This window comes from Nannocystis punicea (genome assembly GCF_026965555.1).
In the GTDB taxonomy this organism is placed as follows: Bacteria; Myxococcota_A; Polyangia; order Nannocystales; family Nannocystaceae; genus Nannocystis; species Nannocystis punicea.
In genome coordinates this window covers 9,513,299-9,536,839 of the sequence record NZ_CP114040.1, presented here as the reverse complement: position 1 = coordinate 9,536,839, position 23,541 = coordinate 9,513,299, and the positions used below count along the sequence as shown (strand labels likewise).

The 23,541-nt window shown below is 71.6% G+C and carries 18 protein-coding genes; 9 read left to right on the top strand and 9 right to left on the bottom strand.

All coding sequences use genetic code 11. The features are described from left to right. The first annotated feature begins 19 nt into the window (after positions 1 to 19). Together O0S08_RS36430 and O0S08_RS36425 are read left to right on the top strand one after the other, a co-directional pair. A complete protein-coding gene (locus O0S08_RS36430) occupies positions 20 to 1,402 on the top strand; it encodes a pectin acetylesterase-family hydrolase (protein WP_269034063.1) in 1,383 nt (460 codons plus the stop codon). A gap of 91 nt (positions 1,403 to 1,493) precedes the next feature. Continuing rightward, positions 1,494 to 2,441, top strand: coding sequence for a hypothetical protein (locus O0S08_RS36425; RefSeq protein WP_269034062.1), 948 nt, complete (start codon positions 1,494 to 1,496; stop codon positions 2,439 to 2,441). Positions 2,442 to 2,658: 217 nt separating this feature from the next. Here O0S08_RS36425 and O0S08_RS36420 read toward each other — a convergent pair whose 3' ends face one another. After that, positions 2,659 to 3,405 (bottom strand): hypothetical protein, encoded by a 747-nt coding sequence (locus O0S08_RS36420; protein ID WP_269034061.1) that lies wholly within the window; start codon positions 3,403 to 3,405, stop codon positions 2,659 to 2,661. 43 nt (positions 3,406 to 3,448) lie between these two features. Further along, on the bottom strand, positions 3,449 to 4,438 hold the full coding sequence (locus O0S08_RS36415; protein WP_269034060.1) for a fibro-slime domain-containing protein: 990 nt from the start codon (positions 4,436 to 4,438) through the stop codon (positions 3,449 to 3,451). A gap of 577 nt (positions 4,439 to 5,015) precedes the next feature. Here O0S08_RS36415 and O0S08_RS36410 point away from each other — a divergent pair. From O0S08_RS36410 to O0S08_RS36400, 3 genes are all read left to right on the top strand, one after another. Next, on the top strand, positions 5,016 to 5,792 hold the full coding sequence (locus tag O0S08_RS36410; RefSeq protein ID WP_269034059.1) for a nuclease A inhibitor family protein: 777 nt from the start codon (positions 5,016 to 5,018) through the stop codon (positions 5,790 to 5,792). Positions 5,793 to 5,943: 151 nt separating this feature from the next. Beyond that, positions 5,944 to 6,288 (top strand): ArsR/SmtB family transcription factor, encoded by a 345-nt coding sequence (locus tag O0S08_RS36405; protein WP_269034058.1) that lies wholly within the window; start codon positions 5,944 to 5,946, stop codon positions 6,286 to 6,288. Then, positions 6,285 to 6,797 carry an SRPBCC family protein gene (locus tag O0S08_RS36400; RefSeq protein ID WP_269034057.1) on the top strand — a complete coding sequence of 171 codons (513 nt, stop codon included), beginning with the start codon at positions 6,285 to 6,287 and terminating at the stop codon, positions 6,795 to 6,797. Before O0S08_RS36405 ends, O0S08_RS36400 begins: the two co-directional genes overlap by 4 nt. A 118-nt stretch (positions 6,798 to 6,915) precedes the next feature. Here the strand turns inward: O0S08_RS36400 and O0S08_RS36395 are convergent, their stop codons facing one another. After that, the gene (locus tag O0S08_RS36395; RefSeq protein WP_269034056.1) at positions 6,916 to 7,356 is read right to left on the bottom strand and encodes a hypothetical protein; all 441 of its coding nucleotides are present in this window, start codon (positions 7,354 to 7,356) and stop codon (positions 6,916 to 6,918) included. 24 nt (positions 7,357 to 7,380) lie between these two features. Here O0S08_RS36395 and O0S08_RS36390 point away from each other — a divergent pair, with 24 nt between their 5' ends. Continuing rightward, positions 7,381 to 9,069: a hypothetical protein gene (locus tag O0S08_RS36390; protein ID WP_269034055.1), complete on the top strand. Its 1,689-nt coding sequence runs from the start codon at positions 7,381 to 7,383 to the stop codon at positions 9,067 to 9,069. A gap of 137 nt (positions 9,070 to 9,206) precedes the next feature. Beyond that, positions 9,207 to 10,100, top strand: a complete 894-nt coding sequence (locus O0S08_RS36385) for a histone deacetylase (protein WP_269034054.1) — start codon at positions 9,207 to 9,209, stop codon at positions 10,098 to 10,100. A gap of 142 nt (positions 10,101 to 10,242) precedes the next feature. On the opposite strand, the gene O0S08_RS36380 is transcribed toward O0S08_RS36385, so the two are convergent. The 5 genes from O0S08_RS36380 to O0S08_RS36360 form a co-directional block, all read right to left on the bottom strand. Then, entirely contained in the window at positions 10,243 to 11,937 is a 1,695-nt protein-coding gene (locus tag O0S08_RS36380) for an Aq_1262 family (lipo)protein (RefSeq protein WP_269034053.1), read from the bottom strand. A 12-nt stretch (positions 11,938 to 11,949) separates the two neighbouring features. Further along, entirely contained in the window at positions 11,950 to 14,358 is a 2,409-nt protein-coding gene (locus O0S08_RS36375; RefSeq protein WP_269034052.1) for a PhoX family protein, read from the bottom strand. A gap of 166 nt (positions 14,359 to 14,524) precedes the next feature. Beyond that, the gene (locus O0S08_RS36370) at positions 14,525 to 15,901 is read right to left on the bottom strand and encodes a beta-helix domain-containing protein (protein ID WP_269034051.1); all 1,377 of its coding nucleotides are present in this window, start codon (positions 15,899 to 15,901) and stop codon (positions 14,525 to 14,527) included. A gap of 145 nt (positions 15,902 to 16,046) precedes the next feature. Next, positions 16,047 to 18,098, bottom strand: coding sequence for a phosphocholine-specific phospholipase C (locus O0S08_RS36365; protein ID WP_269034050.1), 2,052 nt, complete (start codon positions 18,096 to 18,098; stop codon positions 16,047 to 16,049). Between the two features lie 190 nt (positions 18,099 to 18,288). After that, positions 18,289 to 19,275 (bottom strand): GlxA family transcriptional regulator, encoded by a 987-nt coding sequence (locus tag O0S08_RS36360; protein WP_269034049.1) that lies wholly within the window; start codon positions 19,273 to 19,275, stop codon positions 18,289 to 18,291. 141 nt (positions 19,276 to 19,416) lie between these two features. On the opposite strand from O0S08_RS36360, the gene O0S08_RS36355 reads away from it, so the two are divergent. Both O0S08_RS36355 and O0S08_RS36350 read left to right on the top strand, forming a co-directional pair. Beyond that, the gene (locus tag O0S08_RS36355; RefSeq protein ID WP_269034048.1) at positions 19,417 to 20,058 is read left to right on the top strand and encodes an HD domain-containing protein; all 642 of its coding nucleotides are present in this window, start codon (positions 19,417 to 19,419) and stop codon (positions 20,056 to 20,058) included. A gap of 160 nt (positions 20,059 to 20,218) precedes the next feature. Next, positions 20,219 to 21,334 (top strand): hypothetical protein, encoded by a 1,116-nt coding sequence (locus O0S08_RS36350; RefSeq protein ID WP_269034047.1) that lies wholly within the window; start codon positions 20,219 to 20,221, stop codon positions 21,332 to 21,334. A 456-nt stretch (positions 21,335 to 21,790) separates the two neighbouring features. Here the strand turns inward: O0S08_RS36350 and O0S08_RS36345 are convergent, their stop codons facing one another. Continuing rightward, complete coding sequence (locus tag O0S08_RS36345) at positions 21,791 to 23,461, bottom strand: hypothetical protein (protein ID WP_269034046.1); 1,671 nt, start codon at positions 23,459 to 23,461, stop codon at positions 21,791 to 21,793. Between the last annotated feature and the right edge of the window lie 80 nt (positions 23,462 to 23,541).

Genomic DNA, 23,541 nt, shown 5'->3' with positions numbered 1-23,541 from the left:
CCGTTCAGGAGGCTTTGTCATGACCCGGCTTGCAGCACCCCTCGCGCGCCTGGTGTGCGCGGCGAGCGTCGTCCTCGGAGCAGGTTGCGGCGACGCGGCGGACGCGACGGGCCAGGACACGTCGGACGCGGGCGCGTCCGGCAGCGAGACGGACGCGACGGGACCAGACAGTTCGGGGAGCGTCGCGCCGACCGAGGCCGTCACGAGCGCGCCGCCGGACAGCGACGGCGGGAGCGGCTCGCACGGGCAGGACTCGAGCTCGAGCGGCGCCGGCACGAGCACGACCGGGGAGCCGCCCGCGCCGGCTTGCGGCGACGGCCAGCTCGACCCCGGCGAGGGCTGTGACGACGGCGACGACGATGCGTTCGACGGCTGCCTGCCAGACTGCACGGCGGTCGAGCCGATCGACGCGCCGCCGCTGCAATGGCAGTACTTCGAGGTGCCGGGCACGATGTGTATGAACGGCCAGCCGGCGGGCTTCGGCATCAGCCTGAACCCCGACTCGAAGGACGTGATGATCTACCTCGAGGGCGGCGGGGCCTGCTTCAACGACGCGTGCGACTTCTCGGCGTTCAACATCCCGTTCATCCCGCCGCCCGACGGGATCTTCAATCGCAACAACCCGGGCAACCCGGTCAGGGACTGGAGCATGATCTACGTCCCGTACTGCACCGGCGACATCCACGGCGGCGACAGGGACACCATGCTCGGCGGGCAGGTCCGCCACTTCCGCGGCTATACCAACATCACCAAGTACCTGCAGCAGTGGGTGCCGACCTTCGCCGACGCCGAGCGGGTGCTGCTCACCGGCATCAGCGCCGGCGGCTTCGGGGCCGGGCTCAACGCGGCGCAGGTGGCCGACGCGTTCGGGCCGGGGCCGCAGATGATCGTGATCGACGACTCGGGCCCGCCGCTGTCCAACTCGGTCATCCCGCCGTGCCTGCAGCAGACGTTCCGCGAGGTGTGGGGCCTCGACCAGACGATCCTCGCCGCCTGCGGCCCTGATTGCACCGACCCCGACGACTTCGCCACCGAGATCCTCGCTCACACCCTGAGCGCCTACCCCGACATCCGCTTCGGCCTGTTCTCGAACACCGCCGACGCGATCATCCGCGCCTTCATGTCGTTCGGCTGGGGCAACGGCCAGTACGACACGTGCGACGGGCTCCCGCTGATCGTGCCGGCCGAGGTGTACGAGGACGGCCTGCTGGCGCTGCGCGCCGACCACGAGGACGCCGCCGCGACCTACTACATCGGCCAGACGCAGGTGCTCTACAACTTCGGCCAGGGCCACACTGTGCTGCGCTCGCCGACGTTCTGGACCACCGTGATCGACGGGGTCCAGCTGGCGGAGTGGGTCGGGCAGGTCATCGACGGCGAGGTGCATCACGTCGGGCCGTGAGTATAGCCTTTGGGACAGGTCGCGCGGGTCGGGGGCGCGGGCGCTGGAGGCCGGCGCGGCGGCGTGCTAGCTTGCGCGCCGTGGAGGCCCGATGCCCGAAGCGCTGGTGATCCCCGGACTGTTGGCCATCGACCCGCACCGGTGGGAGGGGCGCGGACAGGCCGAGATCGTCCGCGGGCCGCTGGCAGGCAAGGCCGACCGGTTCGAGCTGTCCGACACCAAGGGCGAGCGCTGGCTGGTGCCGCGCGAGGTGGCGGCGCACCGCGGCCTGCGGCTGCCCGATCGGCACCCCGCGCTGGCCGAGTACCCGCGCCTGCGCGCGCGCCTGGCGGAGGCGGCCCTGGTGGTGGTCGACGAGGCGGGGCGGCTCGCGGGCGCGACGCGTGATGCGTCGATCTACCTCGCGTATCACCGCGGCGCCGGCGGCGGGAACCTCGAGGTGGCCCTCGGAGGCGAGACGCGCGGCTTCTCGGCGGAGAACGCCGGGCTGTTCCGTCAGGTCGTCGGCGAGACCGACGACGAGGACGCGGGGTGGAACTGCTCGGTCGACGTCGTCTACGATCGAGTGCTGCGAGCGCTGACGAACGACGCGCTGTCGCTGGCCGACGTGGCGCTGGCCGAGTTCGCGGCCCACCTGTCGCCGGAGCAGTTCGCCGACTTCGAGGCCGAGCTGGCGGAGATCGACGCGCAGGCGGCCGAGCGCCGGCCGCTGGCGGAGGCGGTGCTGGCGGCGCTCGACGCCGCGACGGGCGACGCGGTCGAGCTCCCGGGTGGCTACACCGCCCGGCGCGTGGTGGAGCCTGCGTTCCGCCTGCGCTCGGGGGGCGATGTCACGGTGGGCGGCGGACCCATCGCGGTGCCGGCCTCGGTGCGGTGGTTCGCCGCCGACGTGCAAGACTTCACGCCCGCGGCCCGCAAGGCCCGGCGCGCGCGGTCCTTCGCCCGGCGACAGGCGCAGGAGCGGAGCTCGAGAGCGTCGCTGTGGCTGCTCGCGGCGGTGTTCCTGGGGCTGGTGATCGCCGTGATCGCGCGGTGCTGATGGACATGTCTGAAGGGACAGGCTTGGGGTGTGAGTCGCGCTCGTCGAGAGCTGCCCGATGGGTCAGGTCGGCTGCTCTGCTGGAGCTCGCCTGCGATCGTGCGTCGTTCGGCCTGTCCGATGGGTCAGGATGATTTCTGATGAGGGGACGCTCGGGGCGGTCCGAATGAAGGGCGAGCCGGTGGCCCGCGAGGCCGCGCGAACCAGGCGTCGCGCCTCAATGGGGGAAGATCTTCTTGGCGTTGGCGCCGAAGAGGGCCGTGGTGCCGTCGATGACTGCGCCGTCTTCGCGGCGCCAGGCGACGCCGCGCGGCCATTCGTAGTTGGGCCCGTGGCGATCCTCCAACCGCTGCTCGTCGGCCTCCGTGAACGGGGCGCCGCGGGCGTCGGTGAGGTCGAAGCCCATGCGCTCGAAGGCGAGGCGCTCGTCCTTGCCGTGGCGGAGCTGGAAGTGGATCCGCTGCGCCGGCCCGAGGGCGACGTCGACGGCGGTCCCGAGGCCGGAGATCCGCGCGACGTCGACCAATTCGCGCAGCTGCGGCAGGAAGGTCGAGCGGGCGTAGACTGCGTCCATCAGCTTCGGCACGCCCTGGTGGATCTGGCTGAACTCGACGTACTTGCTGCCGAACCGGACTGCGCCCCACTCGATCGACTCGTCGCCGAACAGGCCGTTCTGGCGGAAGACGACGTCGTCGTGGCTGAGCTCGGCCCGCGGCGCGCCGGCGAAGTCGAGCCGCAGCTCGAGGGCTAGCTGCCCCGCGTCGGCGTTGTGGCGGAGGCCGAGGCGCAGGCGGGTGGGCGGCCTCCCGGCGGTGATCCGCGGCTCGCCGTCGGCGAGCAGCGCCGACAGGTCGCCGCCGCGCGCGAGCGCCTGGCCCCAGGCGTCCCACAGCTTCACCGCTCGCAGCCCCTTGGTGCCCTCGTTCATCGCCGCGAGCGTGGCAAGCCGGGCGTCGACTGTCAACGATGGGTCATGAACCTGGCCCGTGGGACATGTCGCGTCCGGGTCACTGGGGGATGAAGCAGGCGATCGAGGTGTCGATGCGGAAGTTGCTGCCGCTGTCGCAGCGCTCGGCGTGGAAGGCGTCGAGCGAGTAGACGGCGCCGGGGGCGAGGCCGAGGTCGTCGAGGTCGATGGTGGCCTTGACGGACGAGTGCAGGCCGCCGAGGTCGAGGGCCAGCTCGCCGTCGATGAAGATCCACACGTCGTCGTCGCCGCTGAAGCTGAACTGCTGGCCCGGCTCGTAGACGAAGGTGGTGTGGATCTCGGTGGTGAAGGCGCCGTTGCGATCGGGGTAGGTGTCGCCGTCCCAGTTCGGCGTGACGTTGTTGCCGAAGCCCTGGTCCGTCAGCGGGTAGAACTCGCTGCTGGCGAAGCTCCACAGGCCTGGCTCGATCTCCGTCAGCGCCAGCTCGCCCGCGATCTCGAGGTTGACGCCGCCTGTCGTGTTGTACCATTCGGCGAAGGTCTGCTCCGACGTGATCTGCGGCTCGTCGCCCTTCCATTGCTTCGGCGGCGGCGGCGGGTTGGGGTCGAGGACCGGCTTGTGATCGGCCCCCAGCGCGCTCATCACCAGGCCCGGCCGCGCGCCCTTGCCCGCCATGTGACAGCCGAAGTCGGGGTGCATCGGCATGAAGTCGCGGTAGGTGACCCGGAGCGCCTCGCAGTTGGTCGGCTCGTCGCTCATGCCTCCCGTGGTCGGGTCGCTCGGGGCGGTCGTGGTCGGCTCGACGTCCGCGCCGGTGCCGGAGGTCGTCGAGTCGACGGGGCCGGTCACCGCGTCGCTGCCCGGCGCCCCGCCGGTGGTGGAGGAGCTCGCGTCGCCGTCGCCGGTGGTGGTGGAGTCTTGCGTGTCGCTGTCGCCGGCGGAGCTGCCGGCGGAGGCCCACGGTGAGGTGGCGCTCGCGTCAGGAGGGTCGACGCCGCAGGCGGACGTCGAGGCGAGCGCGAGCGCGACGGACGTCGCCAGGCGGCGCACGGGCAGGTCGAGCGGCATGGGCGCGAAGGTACGGGATCGATGCGACGCGGCAAGCCGACGCGCCACGAGCGGAGTCGAGGCGAGCGCGGGCTTCACTGGCACGATCCGCGTTCCGCTGGCCGCTCGCGCGACCTGGCAGGCGAGACGGCCCGGCGTCCCCGCGGGCGTGCGCAAATCGCGGCGCGCGCGGGCCCGCTGTCACACCAGGAGCTCGATCGCGATCGGCGGCGGCGTGGCTTTTGAGACATGTCGGCTCGCGCAGGCGCTCCGCGGCGAGGTCGCGCTGGCGACGCAGCGCTCGCGCCGCGTTCGTTCACATGTCTTCATGGACATGACCTTTGGAGCATGAGAAGCAGGCGCGCGTCGAGGACGAGGCCGCGGCGCTCCGGATCTCGCAGCGACACGGCTCGTCCGGCCGGAGCGGCTCGAGCGGGTGGGGTCCGACCCGACCCGACACTGCGCGGCCGGGCGAGATCGGTCGGTTCGCCGCGCTCGTGCCCCGTGAGGCCGTTTTGCCGGGTCTGCGGCGGCTCCGGAGGTCGGCGGGCGGTGAAATTCGCTTGGCCGGGCGGCGGTTCCCCGGCACACTCGCGCCGTGTCACGCATCGCCAAGTCCGAGGTCAATGCAGCGTTCGAGTGGGCCGCCGCCCAGATCATTGAAGCCGGCGGCCGCGACAAGATCACCAGCCGCGCGGAGATCCGGCGCAAGATCGCCGAGCTCACCGGGGCCGAGCGCGATCTGGTCGACTTCTTCTACCGCTTCATCGTCCGCCAGGACGGCAACCCGAGCGAGCGGGTCGACCGCGGCGACGTCGAGAAGGCGCTGGTGACGGCGCGCGAGCAGCTGGTGGCCGCGTTCGACACCAACGACAACGGCCTGTCGGCCGACGAGGTCGCGGCGATGCCTCCGCTCGGCCGCCTCGCCGTCAAGGTCGCGCGCCACCGCCAGCGCAGCGGCGAGGAGCTGTCGAACCACTTCGAGGCGCTCGCCTTCAACCTGGTGCTCGACGACTTCGGCACCGAGCTGACGAACGAGCACTTCCTCAGCTTCCACGCGCCGGCCCAGCTCGAGAGCCTCACCGCCCAGAGCTTCGTCGCCACGCTCGGCCTCGACCTGGACGACCCGACGCAGCGGATCGCCCGCATCGAGCCGGCCGTCGACTTCTTCCGCCGCCTCGTCGAGCACCACACGCCCGGCCAGACCGCCCAGGCCGTCGCGCTCGCGCAGGCGATGCAGTCGAGCCTCGCCGACCTGCAGGTCTACATCGTCGGCGCCGACCCCGAGGGCGGCCCGATCCACCCGGTCTACATCGTCGGCGTCGCGCCCGACGGCAGCCTCGCCGGCCTGCGCGCGCGCGTCCGCTGGAGCTGAGGCGGCGACGAGCCGCGGCTGACGGCCCCGTTCGCGCGACGGCGCGGGCGGGGCCGCGGCGTTTCAGGAAAGGACCGTCGCTCGATCGGTTCCGGTCGAGCGGCGGCGGCTTCGGGCTTGACACATTCCCATATGGGAATATGATGTCCAAGTGGCTCGCACGCCCACGACCACCGATGTCTTCAACGCCGTCGCCGAGGCGAGCCGACGCGACCTCCTCGATGCCCTGGGCAGCGGGGAGGCGACGGTCGGCGAGCTCGCGGAGCGGCTGGGCCTCAGCCAGCCGACGGTGTCGAAGCACCTCGGCGTGCTGCGGGCGGTCGGTGTCGTGCACGTGCGCGTCGACGGGAAGCACCGCTGGTACCGGCTGAACGGCCCGGCGCTGAAGCCCATCCACGACTGGGTACGCACCTTCGAGCGCACCTGGAACACCCGTCTCGACCGGCTCGACGACCTCCTCGCCGAGCTCCATTCCCAGGAGAAGAAGCAGTCATGACCACCAACAAGATCGTTCCCACTCGCCATGGTTCGGCCGTCGTCACCCTGCCGTCGGACACCGAGATCCTCATCACCCGCGCCTTCGATTACCCGGCCGAGCTCGTCTTCAAGGCCTGGACCACGCCCGCGCTGATCCGGCGCTGGTGGGGCTTCGAGACGTCGGAGTGGCTGGTCTGCGAGGTCGACCTGCGCGAGGGCGGCCGCTGGCGCTACGTCATCCGCGAGCGCGACATGGAGGTCGGCTTCCACGGACAATTCCGCGAGATCGATCGGCCGCGCCGGCTGGTGTCGACGGAGGTCTACGAGGGCTTCCCCGACGGCGAGGCGCTCAATGTCATGACCTTCGAGGAGGTCGACGGGGTGACGACGATGCGGACTCTGGTCCAGCACTCGTGCAAGGAGCACCGCGACGGGCACATCAACTCGGGCATGGAGGGCGGCATGCAGGTGTCGTACAACCGCATGGAGGACGTGATCGCCGAGCTGCGCGGCGCGGCAGCGGCTTGAGTCGAGGTCGCGGGCTCCGTCGCGTCCGGCCGGCGCGGGGCGCCCGTGATTGGGATGATTGGTGGGACCTGGCGAATGGCAGGACCCGCGGAGGTACGATTGCGTGTCGGCCGCGAGCTCAGAACGAGCAGCCGCTGGAGGTCGCGACCGCGTAGACGCAGCCCTTGCGATCCCACGGGTTCGGCTGCTGCTGCTGCGGGATCGGTCCGCACAGGAGGCGGATCGGGCCGCGGCTGTCGCACACCTGAGGAGTGGCGTAGCTGGCGATCCGCTCGAGGTCGCAGGGGTCGCACTCTTCACCGTCGACCCACACGAGCTCGGTCTTGTACCGACCGTCGAGCAGCACCTCGGGCGGCGGATCCTCGCAGAACCACCACAGGGACGAGGCCGAGGCCGGAGCGTCCGGCGCCTTGTCGATGGGGATCTCGATGGCCTCCTCGACGGGGCGCCCGGGCGGCAGACAGGCCGCTCCGCCGCTCGCGGGCTCGTTGCAGGCGGCCAGGCCGAGGCCGAGGCCGAGCGCGAGGGCGCACCGGCGACGGGGAGGCTTGGAAGGCATCGCCACCCAGGGTAACGTCGCCGGGTGGTCGGTTTCAAGGAGACCTGCGGAGCGGCGCGCGGCGCCAGGCTCCTGCCGATCTGCTTGAGCGTCGGGCTCGCGTGCGCCGACGAACCGGCGGCGGTCGGGGCCTGCGAGGTGGCCGCGGACTGTCCCGAGAGCCAGACGTGCGTGTTCCTCGGCGCGAACGAGCGCGACGGGGTGTGCATCACGGCGACTCCGACGCCGGGATTTCCGGGGCCCGGCCTCCTGGCGATCGACATCTCTTACTTCGAGCTCGACGTCCTGTTCGTCGTCGACGACAGCCCGGCGATCGCGCCGCGCCTGCCGCAGCTCGCGGGCGCGATGACTGCGTTCGCCGAGGCGTTGGGCGCGGCGAGGCCGGCGCTGTCGCTGCGCTTCGGCGTCACGACTACGGACGCCGGCAACCCGCAGTGCGCGACGGCGGCGGAGCGGGGGGCGCTGCGGATGGAGAGCTGTCGCGCGCGGCTCGACGAGTTCGTCGACGACGAGGCCGGGGTCGACGCGCGCGAGGCGTGCACTGCCGCGTGCTCGCTCGAGGCGCTGGCGCTGGAGCCGACGCCCGAGCGCGACGGCGAGCTCGCGCCGCGGCCGTGGCTCGAGGCGGGGCCGGGCTGGGACAACCTGCCGGACGGGGTCGGGCTGGCCGAGGCGCTGCGCTGCGCGGTGCCGCAAGGAGTGACGGGCTGCGAGTTCACGAGCCCGCTCGCCAGCATCGAGCAGGCCGTCGCGCGCTCGCTCGACGAGGGCGATCCTGCGTACGGCTTCGTGCGCGGGGCGGCCGATCTGCTGATCGTGGTGATCAGCGCGGGGAACGATTGTTCGGTCGCGCCGGGGCACGAGGCGATCTTCAGCGACAACGAGGTGTTCTGGGGCGACCTGCAGCTGCCGGAGCTGTCGCCGGGAATTTGCTGGCGCGCCGGCGTCGCCTGTGACGGGCCCGGGCCGGTCTACGAGGGCTGCGGGCCGGTCGACCGCGGCGACGACGGGATGACGACGACCCCGGAGCAGGCGGTGCTGACGTCGGCGCAGACCTTCGCCGAGCTGCTGAAGTCGTGGGAGGACGAGCGCGAGACGTACAAGTTCGGGGCGCAGGTCCGGGTGTTCAGCGTCGCCGGGGTGCCGCCCGGTTACGCCGAGGGTCAGGCGATCGGGTACGCGGACGCCGACGATCCAGGGTTCCAGACGCAGCACGGGATCGGCCCCGGTTGCAGCGACGAGATGGCCGCGCCGCCGCCGGTGCGGCTCCTGGCCGCGGGTGACGAGTTCGCGCTCGCAGGGCTGCCGGCGGCCTCGATCTGCGAGCCCGACTGGTCGGAGGCGTTCACCCGGGCGGCGGTGACGATGAGCGAAAACCTGGGCCCGGCCTGCTACTGGCGCTGCGTCCACGACGCAGACCCGGACACGCACGAGCTCGACCCGATCTGCGACGTCATCGCGACCAACTGGGCCGAGGACTGGAGCACCAGCATACCCCAGTGCGTCCGCGTGGACGGGGGGTGGGTCAGCCAGGGCGGTTCGCCGCGCTGCTTCGTCGTCCGCGCCGACAACGAGCTCGACCCGCGCTGCGCCGAGCAGGGCTACAACCTCGAGCTCGAGCTGCGGGCGACCGAGCCCGATCCGTGGGGCACGACGTACGTGGCCGACTGCTGGCTGTCGTCCAACCCGATCGGGGACTGCCCGAAGCTGTAGCGCTGGATGATCTTTCGGACATGTTCCATGCGGCATGTCCGGAAGGCCCGGCGGCGACGACGGGGGCGCGGGCGCGCCCGAAGGGGCGCGCGATCGTGCGACTCGCCGCGGGCGAATGTTCGTAGTAGGTTCGCGCCATGCCGCTCCCCGTCCCGGTGTACTTCAGCCCGGAGTACGTGCTCGCTCGCCACGAGTTCGACACCACCCGCAAGGCCCAGTGGGTCCACGAGTCGCTGGTCGCGGCGCCGATCGCCGGGATCGAGGTGCGGGCGCCGGAGCCGCTGACGGCGGCCGAGCTGGGCGAGGTGCACGACCCCGAGTACGTCGAGGCGGTCCGCAGCGGGGAGCCGCGCGAGCTGGCAGAGTCGCAGGGTTTTACTTGGGACCCTGCGCTGTGGACGATGGTGCGGGCGTCGAACGGCGGGGCGGTGGCGGCCGCGCGGGCGGCGTTGACGGGCGGCGGGGCGGGTTCGCTGTCGAGCGGGCTGCACCACGCGCGGCGGCGCCACGGGGCCGGCAGCTGCACCTTCAACGGCCTGGCGCTGGCGGCCAGGGCGGCGCTGCAGGCCGGGGCGGGCGCGGTGCTGGTGCTCGACCTCGACGCCCACTGCGGCGGCGGGACGCACTCGCTGCTCGCGGAGGACCCGCGGGTGTGGCACACCGATGTGTCGGTCGATGACTACGACGCGTACGAGCCGTCGGAGCGGTGGACGCTCGACCTGGTGCGCCGGGCGGACGATTACTTGCCGACGGTGGAGGGGCGGCTGGCGGAGCTCGAGCGCGCGGCGCCGCGGTTCTCGCTGTGCATCTACAACGCCGGGATGGACCTCCACGAGCGCAGCGGCGACGGGGCGCTGACGGGCATCACCGCGGAGGTGCTGGCGACGCGCGAGCGCCTGGTGTTCGAGTCGTGCCGGCGGCGCGGGATCGCGGTCGCGTTCGTGCTGGCGGGCGGCTACATCAGCGCGACGCTCGACCGCGCGGAGCTGGTCGCGCTGCACCGCCTGACGCTGGCGGCGGCGTGCGGGTGAAGGCTGCGTGAGGCGGCGGCACGGCAAGCCGAGCGGATGGCCGAGGTGCTGCCGTGAATGTCCACAAGGATAGGTCGCGGAGGGCTGGGCTCCGGCCTTCCGAAGGCATGTCCTGAAGGACATGTCTTCGGAGTCTGCGGAGTCACTGCCCGGCGCTCAGCGCCTGCGCTTCGGGCCAGGCGAGCTGCAGGCGGGCGTCGAGCCAGCGGGTCTGGGCGGCGGCCAGCTCCGTGGTCCTGGTGCCGATCTCGCGGTGGACGTTGGCGGCCGGGGCGAGGGTGGCGTCGCGGCCGCGGGTGAACGACTGCTCGCGGACGAGCAGCCAGTAGGCCTTGTCGAGGGCGAGGGCGCGGGCGCGCGAGGGGGCGAGCAGCCAGGCGAGGTCGCGGTCGCCGCCGGGCGCGGCGCGGCGGACCTCGGCCTCGTCGAGCGCGCCGCCGGGGAAGAAGCGCGCCATCATCTCGTCGTTGGCCCGCAGCTCGTCGCCGCCGCTGACGCGGCGCATGTACGTGAGGTACTCGGGCTCGGCGTGGCCGGCCGCGGGGACGTCGGCGAGGCCGCGCAGGTCCTGATATTTCCAGCCCGGCGCGCCCGGCAGCTTGCGCGGGAACGAGAAGGTCTGGTCGACGGTGACGCCGATGCCGTTGTGACAGCCCATGCAGAAGCGGTGCTCCTCGGCGGTCTGGAGGCGCAGGCGGCCCCGCTCGTCCTCGATGAAGCCCTGCAGCTGCCAGCCGAAGTCGCCGAGCAGGCCGACCTCGGGCGAGCCGCGCCAGACCGGCAGCTGGCCCTCCTGGCGGCTGTCGAACTCCTCCTCGTAGGCGCGCTGGATGGCCCAGCGGTCGAGCTCGTCGACCTTCCGCGCGTAGCGCAGCTCCTTCATGCGCGCGGCGACGAGGCCCGGCGCGTCGGGGTCGAGGTAGCGGACGCTGTGCAGGAACTCGGTGCCCTCGGGGTAGACGCCGCGGCGCACCGGCTGGCGCGCGGCGTCGCCGAAGTAGTGGGTCGGCAGGCCGCGCAGGACGGTGGCGCTGCCGAGCCGACCGTCGCGGTCGAGGTCGACGCCGACGGCCCGCTCGTCGAGCGGCTCGGTCGGCCAGGCGAACCCGGGCCCCGGCCGCGACGGCGCGGCCAGGGCCGCCTCGAGCACGGCCAGGTTGAGCTTGTAGATGTCCGCGGAGACATGTCCGTCCGAACCTGTCCGAAAAGACTCGGGAAGGCGGACGAAGGCGTCGCCGGCGCTGCCGTTGGTCGGCCAGAACGCGCCGACGAACGGCTTATAGGCGTAGGTGCGCCACATGCTGCCGTCGCGCGCGAGGCCGTCGGGGCCGAAGCCGGCGGCGAGGTCGAGGTCGGGGACGTAGCCGGCGAAGTCGGCCCGGTCGCGCAGCGCCTCGCGCAGCGGGCCGTAGTTGTCCTCGCGGACGTACCGGAGGACGTCGTCGTCGGCGATCGCGGCGATCGCCGGCCGGCGATCGACGAAGAGGTTGGTCCAGTGGTTGACGCGGCCCTCGTCGGAGAAGGCGTACTCCTCCTGCAAGTGCCAGTCGTTCATGCCGTTCGGATCGCGCGCGGCGGTGTGGCAGGCGTAGCACGGGTTCGAGTGCGCGCCGGTCCGCGTGTAACACTGCGGCGGGATCGAGGCCTCGAGGTTGTCGACCCGCGTGCCCGCGGCGCGCGCGACCGCCAGCGGGTCGTAGCGCTCCGCGGGGGCGCGGGCCGGCGCGGCCGCGGCCTCCGAGCTCGCGCGGGGGGACAGCCACCACTGCCCGCCCACGAGGGCGAGCAGGGCGAAGGCAGAGGCGAGGTGGAAGCCGGGGCCGTGCAGGCGTGACATGGCTCGAAGTTCCTACGGAGTGCCGGGCCAGGCCGAGTAGACCGCCTCGCCCGGGTGCTGGACCGAGAAGAACAGGGTCCGCATGTCGCTGCTCAGCGCCGGGCCGGTCGCCTCGCTGTCGCTCGGACCGGCGACGATGCGCATGGCCTTGCCCCACGTCGGCGTGACGACCCCCGGCTCGCCCGCCTTGTGGGCCGGATCGAGGTCGAGGTAGTAGACCGCGTCGGCGTGGCCGCTGACGCCGAAGTTGCCGTCGGTGCCGAACCACACGCCGCCGTTGCGATCGATGACGAGATTGTCCGGGTCGGAGGCGTCGAACGGCCCGTCGCCCTCGGTGCCGTGGAACGCCTTGAAGTAGGTGAAGGTCAGCGAGTCGGCCGGCTTGTCCGGGTCGGCCTCCTGCATGGCGAAGATCGTGCCGACCGGGTCGCTGCGCTTGGGCGCCTTCTCGGCGTACTCGTCGGGGGCGAACATCACGCCCTCGCCGTCGAGCGCGGTCTGGCCGCCGTGCTTGGTGAAGGCGACGTAGAGCCGCGGGGTGCCGCTCGGATCGTTGGGGTTCCACTCGAGATCCTCGGGGCGGTTGAGCTCCATGACCCCGAGCTTGTTGCAGGCGGTGAACAGCACCCGACGCATGTCGTCGTCGGTCGGCAGGCCGCCGATGCCGTTCCAGTCGGCCGCCTTGAGCGCGGCGCCGACCTTGGTCCCGGCCGGGCCGGCGGCGGTGCCGGCGTTGGGCGCATCGTCGGTGGCGTTGTCGACCGAGAGGTGGATCCACTTGCCCTGGCCCGGAGCGGCCTCGGTCGGCTGGACGCCGCCGGCGAGCTCGGTGCCGGTGGTGTTGTCGAGGCCGGCGAAGTGCGCGACGTAGAGGTCGCCCTCGTCGAGCAGCGCGCGCGCCTGGGCCTTCGTCATGCCGGCGGTGTACGGGTCCTTCGACACGAACTTGAAGATCCGGCCGCTGCGGCGATCGTCGCCGCCGTAGATCACGAGCGGCTCGCCGACCAGCGGCTTCCACTCGCCGTCGACCGCGAAGGTGGCGTTCTCCCAGCGCGCGCGGCCGAGGGCGCCGAGCTTGCGGTGACCGACGCCGGGCTCGTTCTTCTCGTAGAACTCGTCGGCGGGCGCGCCCGGATCGATCTCCACGAGGTAGCCGTAGAGGTCGCGCGGGTGCCTGGCGTTGGCGTCGGGCGACTTGCCGAACTCGCTGCTGTCGCTGGCGGTGACGTCGAGGGCGACGTCCTGGCCCGCGTCACAGCCGGCGCCGGGGACGAACTGCTGGCCGTTCCAGCAGGTCTCCATGTCGCCGTAGTAGTCCTGGACGTTCTCCTCGGCGGTGAGCACGGTGCCCCACGGGGTCTGGCCGCCCGAGCAGTCGCCGAGGATGCCGGCGACGACGCCCGCGGGCAGGTCGGCGCCCGCGTCGTCCTTGTCGCTGCTGAGGCCCGCGAGGCCGGTGATCTTGGTGAGGGTGGCGCTGGTGGCGTCGTAGCGGACGGCGGGGCGGCTGCGGTCGAGCGACCACTCGCCGCTGGCCGGGTCCTGCACCGCGTGCAGCCACGAACCACCGACCTGCCGCTTGTACTCCTTGCCGTAGGTGATGAGCGAGTCGTGGTCCCACAGGTCGCCGCCGACGTCGAGGGCGAGCAGCTGGAGGCGGTAGAGGAACTGGGCGAAGGTGAGGTGCTGGCCGTTCGGCGCGGAGGTGCTGGTCGGGCTGCTGCCGGAGACGTACTCGTGGTTGACCCACATCCACGCGCCGCTGCCGCTGCCGTGCCACTGCGGGACGTCGCCGGGCGAGTCGTTCCAGCCGTCGCCGAAGTAGGCGATGTAATCGTTGTTGGCGCCGAACCGGGCCGACTCCGGCAGGTCCTCGTGGCCCAGCGGGTCGAGCCAGCGCACGAGGACGTTGGAGCGCAGGCCCGCGATCACGCGCACGGTGTCGGTCGAGGCCGGGGCGAGCGGGAACTGCAGGCCGGGCGGCAACGTGTCCGTTGCGACATGTCCCGCGAGCGCCTTGACCAGCTCGGCGATGTCGGTGGCGCCGGTGTCGAGGTCGTCGGCGAAGTGGAGCGCGACGACGCTCGAGCGCGGGGCCCGATCGAAGTCGAGGCCGGGGTCGCCGGGCTCACCGGGGTCGCCGGGCTCACCGGGGTCGCCGGGATCACCAGGGTCACCGGGGTCGCCGGGATCGCCGGGGTCACCGGGGTCGCCGGGCTGACCGGGGTCACCGGGCTCGCCAGGCTCGCCAGGCTCGCCAGGCTCGCCGGGCTCGCCGGGCTCGCCGCTGTCGGTGTCGGTGTCGCTACCGGCAGCAGTGTCGGTCATGGCCGCGGAGTCGTCGCCGCACGCAGGCGCGACGAACAGACCGAGCCACAGGGCGGGGGAAGTGAGGCGGAGCGTGAAGCGAGTGCGAGGCATCGAGGGTCTCCTGCCGTCGGTCGACCGCCGGCGCGTGGACGCTAATGCTCGAAAGTCGCACCCGGCCGACGCTTCGCGGGAGATTCGGCGACGTTCGTGTCAACTACCCCGGAGGTCAGGCGACAATTGCGGTGTGATGATTGGCGGCAGCGCCGGCGCCGCCGCGTCAACCTTCGGGGAATGCGGTCCAGCCGGCGGTCCACGGCTCGCCGTCAGGGGCGAAGGCGCCGGCATACAGGGCGCCCTCGTCGAACTCGGGCGGCGGCATGAGCACGCCTTCACGAGCGATCGGCCCCGGCCGCAGATCGGGCGCCTCGCGGTTGAAGGGATCGACGAGCTGCGGATCGACGCCGAAGCGATGGCCGTGCGAGGGGTCGCGGAGGAAGGCGTCCTCGTCGAACGAGGCGTCGTCGTCGCGGCCGTCCTCGGGGGTCATGGTCTGCTCGTCCTCGGGGGTCGGGAAGAAGTGCGAGCCGCCGGCGCCGATCTTGAAGAAGAGCGCGTGCTCGACGGTGAGCCGGCGCTGCATCATCTGGGCGACCGTCTCGGCGCCGCGGACGTCGATCGCCTCGAGCGAGTGACCGACGAAGACCGCGTTGTTGATCGCGCCGCCGGTGCCCTCCTTGAAGGTGACGCCGCGCTGCGAGCCGGCGCCGGAGCTGACCGCGGTGAGGTTGTAGATCACGGGCCGCGAGCGCGGCTCGGCGTCCGGCATGTCGGTCCAATTGTCGGCCTCGATGCCGTTGTCACCCAACTCGTCCTGGACGATGGCGACGAACTGGCCGGTGCCGTGCCAGCCGCGGTCCCAGTCGAGGCCGTCGTCCTGGGGGCGGGTGATGAGGACGTGGCGCAGGCCGACGGCGCCGCCGAAGATCTCGAGGCCGTCGTCCTTGGCCAGGTGCACCTGCACGTGATCGACGACGGTGCCGGCGCCGCAGCCGGCGAGGGTGAGGCCGTTGAGCTCGGCGTCCTTGAGGACGGCGAAGCCGGCGAACTCGATGCGCACGTACTCGAGCACCCCGCAGCTCGAGCCGTCGTCGTCGCCGCCGTAGACGGCCGCCGCCGCGTCGCCCACGCCCTCGAGCACCGCGCCGGGCTCGTTGACCGCGGCGCTGCCCATCAAGGTGACGCCGCCCCAGTCGCCAGGGAGGCGCTCGCCCGCGGGCCGCGAGCTGGTGAACACGATCGGCGCGTGGACGTTGCCCCGCGCCTCGAGCCGGGCGCCGCGGCGCACGATCAGCGCCGAGCCCTCGTCGCCCTGAATGGTGGTACCGGCGCGAATGGTCAGGGTCTTGCCCGGCTCGACGAAGATCTCGCCCTTGAGCCGGTAGACCCTGTCGGCGGTCCACTCGGCGTCGGCGCGGATCGCCTCGGCGACCTCGACGACCTCGAGCTCGCCGGACTCGACGCAGACCGCGGCGACGCAGTCCCAGCCGGGCATGCAGTCGCGCGACTCGGCGCACTCGGGGAACTCGACGAGCAGGCTGCAACCGGCCCCGAAGAGGGCGCCGAGCCAGGCGGTCGCATGGCGGGTGAATCGCATGGGGCCCTTCCCTCCGCGCGGTCGGGCAGGGTCCGGCCGGCGCCCGGAGTATGGCCGGCGAAGATGGCGATGGCGTTCCGGATTGTCACAACCAGTCGGCGGCTCTCGCGACAAACGCCGCGCGATCGATGGTCCTCGTGAATGACTAGGCGGTGCCCATCGCGGGGTCGCTGATCGAGTCGAGACCGATCTCCATGCGCCCGGCGAGCCGGCGCGAGAACGCGGGCGCGCCGTCGACCGTGACCGTGAAGTCGTACCAGTAGCCGCTGTCGCGCAGGCCGAAGTTCACGTACTCGTGAGCGCCGGCGGCGACGGTGACGCGGGCGGGCGGGCCGTCGAAGTAGGCGTCGGCGGAGACGACGAAGGTGCGCGCCTCGCCGCCGCGGTTGTGACAGGCGAGCCGCAGGCGTTCGCCGAGCGGGTCGTAGATCGCGGCGATCTCGAGCGCCTCGCCGTCGCCGCGGAAGTGGCGGTGGAAGCCGTTCGGGCCGAGGATCCACAGGTCGTAGCCGGCGTCGACGGGCCAGCGGCCCGCCAGCGACTTGCCGGCCTCGACTGCGTAGCGGCGCGGCAGGGCGGCGAGGTCGTTGCGGTCGTAGACGTGGAACACTGCGCCGACGAGGCCCGCGTTGACGAAGCGGAGCTCGACCTGGCCCGCGGCGACGTCCGCCAGGACGTGCAGCTCGTAGGGCAGCTTGCGCGAGGGACGGGTGCCGGCGGCCTGGCGCGGCCAAACGCCCGCGGCGCCGACCGGGGCCGGGATCGCGGCCAGCAGCTCCTGCTCGCCGCGGATCCGGTCGGCCTCGGCGCGCGGGATGCTCGGGAGCTCCGGCGGCGCGCCGTCGTTCGGGGTGACGAAGTCGAAGGCGGAGGTGAGGTCGCCGCAGACGGCCCGGCGATACGGGCTGATGTTGGTCTCGACGACGCCGAAGCGGGCCTCGAGGAAGCGGAGGATCGAGGTGTGGTCGAACACCTCGGAGCAGACCCAGCCGCCGCGGCTGAACGGCGAGACGATCCACGTCGGTACGCGCATTCCCGGCCCGAGCGGCCGCGGGCCGAAGAACGGGTCGCCGCCGTCGTCGTCGTAGCGCTCGCCGGCGTCGTCGACGGTGCTGGCGCCGGCCAGAGTGCCGTCGCCGTTGCCCGAGGGGGCGCACGGCGGGGGGACGTGGTCGAAGAAGCCGTCGTTCTCGTCGAAGGTGACGATGAGGACGGTGCGGCTCCACACGTCGGGGTCGGCGATCAATGCCTCGAGCACCTGTTGCACGTAGCAGGCGCCCTGGACCGGGCTCGAGGGCCCGGGGTGCTCCGAATAATCGGCGGGCCCGACGATCCACGCGACGCTCGGCAGGGTGCCGGCGAGGACGTCGCGCCGCAGGCCCTCGAGGTCGGAATTGGTGAGGGTGGTCGAGACGCCCTTGACCACCAGCGGCGACGCCGGATCGCCGGCGACCGCGGCGCGGAAGGTCTTGAAGCCGACCAGCGGGTTGTCGGTGAAGTTGTCGGCCAGGTCCTGGTAGACCTTCCACGACACCCCCGCGGCCTCGAGCCGCTCGGCGTAGGTGGTCCAGGTGTAGCCGTCCGCGGCATCGCCGAGGGTGTCGTGGTCGTTGTCGATCGCCGGCGGCCCACCGGGCAGGCGGTTGGTGCCGGTGAAGGCGAACAGTCGATTGGGGTTGGTGCTGCTATGAATGCTGCAATGATAGGCGTCGCAGACGGTGAAGGCGTCGGCCAGGGCGAATTGGAACCGCAGCTCCTGCTCGGTGTAATAGCCCATCGACGCGGTGCCCTTGACCTCGGGCCAGGCGCCGAAGCGGCCGTGGTCGTAGGCGAGCTGGCCGTCGAGGAAGCCGTGCGGCGGGCCCTCGACGCGCTGGGCGTTGCCGCGGCTGCTGTCGAGGTGATACGGCAGGACGACCTCGTCGCCGCTCTTGCGCTGATGCCACACCGATTCGGCGCCGGCGACGGGGACCGTGAAGCGATCGCCGAAGCCGCGGACGCCGGGCATGGTGCCGAAATAGTGATCGAAGGAGCGGTTCTCCTGGATCAGGATGACGACGTGATCGATGTCCATGATCGACCCGTCCTCCGAATCGGCGGGGATCGACATGGCCTCGCGGATACACGCCGGCAGCGCCAGCGCGCCGCCGGCCGCGCCGCCGAGGCGGAGAAAGGTGCGTCGGTCGAGCTTCGTCATCGGCGACGACGATCGCTCCCCCCGGCCGCGGCGCGGCGTCGCCCGGGTCAGCGGCCGATGTCGCCCCGGTGACGAATCGGCGACGGGGCAGCGCGGGTGCAGGGGCGGGCGTCGGGTCTCGACCGGGACGGCCGAGGCCGCGCTGGCGCTGCAGAAGCGGGCTGTTGAATAGGCGCGGAGAGGGGTGCATTCAGTCCAGCACCGACACAAACCGCTTGCGATACTCCGCGGGCGTCACCCCCACCACTCGCAGGAACGCGCGCCGCAGCGTATCGACGCTGGAGAAGCCGCACTCTGCCGCTACCTGCTTGGGCGCGATATTGCCCTCTTCCAGCAGTTGCCTGGCGGCCGTCACGCGCGCCGCTTCCACCCAGCGGGCCGGTGTGACCCTCACTTCTTCCCGAAACAGCCGCGACAGATGTCTGGCGCTGACGCCAATCCGCGCGGCCAGGCTCGGCACGTCGTGTGCCGCTGCCGGGTGCGCGGCCACCCATCGCTGCAGCTCCTGGAGCGCCGAGCGGTTCGCGGCAGCAGGCGCTTCGCGGCGGCTGAACTGTCCCTGTCCACCGGGACGCTTGAAGAACATCACCAGTTGGCTGGCGACCTTCAGTGCGATCTCGCGGCCCAGGTCTTCCTCGACGAGTGCCAGCGCCAGGTCCATTCCGGCCGTCACCCCGGCCGCCGTGCGCAGCTTGCCATCCCGTACGTGAATGGCGTCGGCGTCCACTGTAACTTTCGGAAAGCGCGCCGCCAGCGCATCGGCGGCGGCCCAGTGCGTGGTGACGCGGCGACCATCGAGCAGCCCGGCTTCGGCCAGCAGGAATGCGCCGCTGCAGACCGAACCGTAACGTCGTGCGCCAGGCACGGTGTGGCGGATCCACTCCAGCACCAGCGGCTCGGTCGGTGCGTCACCCGCATGCGGCGCACCCCCCACCAGCAGCGTATGAAATCGCGGCAGCCGCGCCGCCTTTGGATCGTCCTCGATCACGATGTCGGGCAGCAGCCTGGCGCCGGACGATGCCCTGACCGACCCGCGCCGCACCGCCACCACCTTCATCTGGTAGACCGCGGCACCCGCCTGGACATTGGCCTCGGCAAAGACGTCGAGCGGACCGGATACGTCCAGCAGCTGGACGCCTTCGATGGCCAACAGGCCGATAGTTCGGGTGGCAGGCATGGCAATTCGGTCTTGTCGCCCGGGCGGTCCGGTTTGTCCGGTTTGTCCGGTTTTGTCTTGATTCGTCGCATCACGACGATTGAAGACATACTACTCCAGCTCCTAGACTCGAGGCAAACCTTCACCGAGCAGGAGTCAACCATGCGCTTCACAGCCGGCGACATCGCCGTTCCCGACAGCAAGCTGGCCCGCGAAATCACCGAACTCGTGCGCGATGCCGAATCGCCGCTGCTGTTCCACCATTCGAGCCGCGTCTACTACTGGGCCGCACTGGCCGGACAGCACCGGGGCCTCAAGTACGACCCCGAACTGCTCTACGCGGGCGCGATGTTCCACGACATGGGCCTGACCCACGCGCACAGCAGCCCCGACAAGCGCTTCGAGGTCGATGGTGCCGACTCCGCCGCCGATTTCCTGCGCAGCCGTGGCATTGGTGAACGGGAAGTGGAAAAGGTGTGGACCGCCATCGCGCTGCACACCACGCCTGGCATCCCCGAAACCATGGCGCCCGAGATCGCGCTGGTGACGGCTGGCGTCGAGATGGACGTGCTCGGCATCCGCTACGAGACCTTTGCCGAGGTCGATCGCGAAGCCGTGGTGCATGCGCATCCGCGCACCGAGCATTTCAAGGAAGACATCATCCAGGCGTTCTACGACGGCATCAAGCACAAGCCCGATACCACGTTTGGCAACGTCAAGGCCGATGTACTGGCCGACAAGGACCCTCACTTCCGTCGCGGCAACTTCTGCAGCGTCATCCGCGCGTCGGCCTGGAAAGGCTGATGCGAGGCACGGCGAACATTGGGGCCGGCTGATGCACGCGGCCGAGGTACGGGCGGCGGCTTCGGCGAGGTGACGCAGGAGGTCGCCGCCTCGCTGACGAACGAGGCCGGTGTGCTCGAGCTCGAGGTCGGGCGCCTCGCCGACCGGGTACACTGCGGGGGTGAGCGCGGACGAACTGCCGGAGGAGCTGCTGCAGGCGGGTGATTCGCCGGTGGAGCTGGCTCTGGCGGTCGACCGCGGGCTGCGGCTGTGGCCCCGGCTGTGCGCCGAGCCGCGGCTGCGGGCGCTGGAGCTGCGCTGCGACCTCGGCGGCAACGAGGAGGAGTTCGCGGCGCTGGCGGGCGAGCTCGCGGCCCGCGGGCTGCCGCCGCGGCTGTCGCGGCTGGTGCTCGATCGCCGGCGGCACTGGAGCGACCGCTGGGACGACACGCTCGAGTTCGACGCGGCGAGCGGCGGGCTGTCGCTGGCGATCGACGAGCCGGGCGACGCGGCGCCGATCCTGGCGGCGCTGCGAGCGATGCTGGCGCGGGCGCCGGGGCTGACGCAGCTGCACCTCGGCGGCAACGCTCACGGGCGCAACGAGCTCGATCCGGCGCTCGAGCTCGTGATCGCGGCCGGGCCGTGGCCGGAGCTGCGGACGCTCGAGCTGACGTGCGACCGATCGCACGAGCGCGACTGGGTGCAGTGGGTGGCGTGTCGTACGCTCGAGCGAGCGCTGGCGCAGTGCCCGGCGCTGACGAAGCTGAGCCTGCCGCGGGCCGAGCTGTGGGTCGATGCGCTGGCGCATCCGGAGCTGCGCGAGCTGGAGCTCGGCTGGCTCGGAGGGGCGCCGCTCGGCCCGAGCAACCGGCGCGACTGGGGTCCGGCACCGACGCCGCGCGGGTCGGGGCTCGAGTTCCTGCGCGAGGCTCGACTGCCGCGGCTCGAGCGGCTGGCGATCGACTTCCAGTACGACTGGTACGTCGGCTGGCAGGTCGCCGACCTCGAGGCGCTGTGCGCCGCGCGGGGGATGCCGCGCCTCACGCACGTCGAGCTGCGCTACTGCGAGCTGGGCGACGAGCTGCTGCGCCGCCTGCCCACGGCGGCGTGGGCCGCAGGGCTCGAGCGACTCGAGCTGCCGGGGACCGACTTCGACGACGAGACCGCGGCGGCGCTGGTGGCCGCGCGACCGCGACTGCCGCGGCTGCGCGAGCTGTGGTGCTTCCGGCCGTACGAGCTGGCGGACGAATCGTGGCAGTCGCTGCGCGCGACGTACGAGGTGCTCACGCCCGCGTGAGGGCGGGGCGGAGGAGCTGTCCGAAAGGGCAGGCAGGACTCGGCTCGCGGCCGGGTCTTGGGTTTTATAAAATCAGGGGGGTGCCGGCCAGAGGTCCGCGGCGTCGGGCATCGACGAGGAATAGGATAGGACCCGAGGGACATGAGGCCGTCCGCCGCGGACCTCTGGCCGGCACTGTTTTGGGATGCGGGGAGCTCGGCCGCGCGCGGCGGCCTCGATCCCATGGTGACGCCCGCTCGCCGATCAATTGCTCGCGGGGGAAAATTTTCTTCGGTACCGGCGCCGGGTCGGGTCGCGGCGGTCACTCTGTCTGAAGAGACAGGTCTTCCGGGGCGGTGCGCCGGCGACGCTCCTGCGATCCCCGAGCGCAGGGCGGTGAGCACGCGGTGGACACTCTGCGCGAGATGCGAGGTGTATAGGCCCGAAGTGCTCGTAGTATTGGGGCGCCTTCTCACCTCAAGGGCACCACCGGATCAGGTAAGTGTCGGAATGGTCGGCGGGATCGGGCACGAGCAGCTCGCCGCGGACCTCGAACGGCTCGTCGAACTGGCCGGTGAGCCAGACGCTGCCGTCCTCGCCGATCTCGACGACGTTGACGAGCTTCGGGCCGGGGCCGTAGGCGGCGCTGAAGCTGTGGCTGCCGTCGGCGGCGAACCGGGCGGCGAAGGCCTGACCGTCGGCCGGGTCCAGGGTCGGTCCGCCGAGGGAGAACGAGCCCTCGAACTGGCCGCCGATGGCGCTCTGGCCGGCGCTGTTGGCCGCGAAGGTCCAGGGCTCCTGGTGAAAGCCGGGATCGCCGCCGTGGCCGTGAATCGACGATTCCGTGCCGTCGGGGAGCAGCGTGGCGAACCACGCGTCGAGCTGGCCGGTCGTGGTCAGAGGCGGGTCGGCGAAGCCGAACTGTCCCTGGTAGGAGCCGCCGAGGTGGATGTTGTTCGCGGCGTCGATGTCGACGCCGACGACGAACGGCTTGCTCCCCTGCGCCTCGCCGAGGTTCTGGCGCATCCACACGAATTCGCCGGCAGGGTCGAGCTTGAGGACATACGCCTTGTTGGCGCCGAGCTCCGGGCCGCCGCCGAAGTCGACCGTGCTGTCGAACTCGCCGACGACGACGACGTGGTCGTCGGGACCGACGGCGAGATGGCGCGCGTAGAGGCCGGACTTGGTGCTGTTGTAGAAGTGGTGCCACAGGAGCGCTCCGGACGGGCTGTACTCGACGACGTGGGCGCTATTCTTGCCTCCCAGCAGGCCGTCACCGAAGTCGACGGGGGCCGTGGCCTCGGCGAGCAGCGCGAGGTTGCCGGTGCTGTCGCTGGCGATGCTCATGGCGCGGTCGCTCCCCGGACCGCCGAAGCTCCGGCTCCACAGGTGGTCGCCCTCGGCGGTCAGCTTGGCGACGAAGCCGTCGATGAAGCCGAAGGTCGCGAGCGGACCGCCGCCGAGGTCGATGGTCCCCTCGAAGCTGCCGGCGACGAGGATGTTTCCGTCGCCGTCGAGGTCGACGCTGCGAAGGTTCTGCGAGCCGCTGCCGGGGTAGACCCGACTCCAGAGGATCTCGCCGAGCGGGTCGAGCTTGATGAGGAACCCGTCGTCGAATTCTCCGGCCGTGACCGGCCCGTCGCCCAGATCCGCCACGCCGTCGAAGTAACCGACGGCGATGAGGTTGCCGGCGACGTCGGCCACCATGTCGGTGATGCCTCCGTTTTCGAGCGAGCTGGCGACGAGCCGCTTGGCCCAGGCCACGCCATCGACACAGTCGAGCTCGACGGCGCCAGTGCTGCTGTCGCCAGGGCCGGTACTCGTGCTGTCGCTGGCGCCGGTGGTGCTTTCGCCCGGACTCGTGGAGCTGCCGAGGTCACCGGTCAGGCCGTCGGCGGTGGCCGCTCCGGTCGCGTCGGAATCGGTGGCGTCGGGGGACGATGACGAGTTGGGACTCGAGGTCGCGCTCGTGACGGTGAACGAGCCGGTCCATCCATTCGTGAGCTCTTCGCCGATCAGCAGACCGTCGACGCAGCCGGCGAGCAGGAGCAGCGGCGCCGACAGTGCGAGGGACGTGCGACGGGGCGCGGATCGTCGATTCGCCCGAACGATGGAGCGTGTATCGGAGGCGATCGGAAATGGCCGCATGCCGGCAGTTTCCCGGCGCACGCTCGCGGCATCAATAAAAATGACCGCGCGGATCTGCGCCCCGGGCTTGGTGGGGTCGG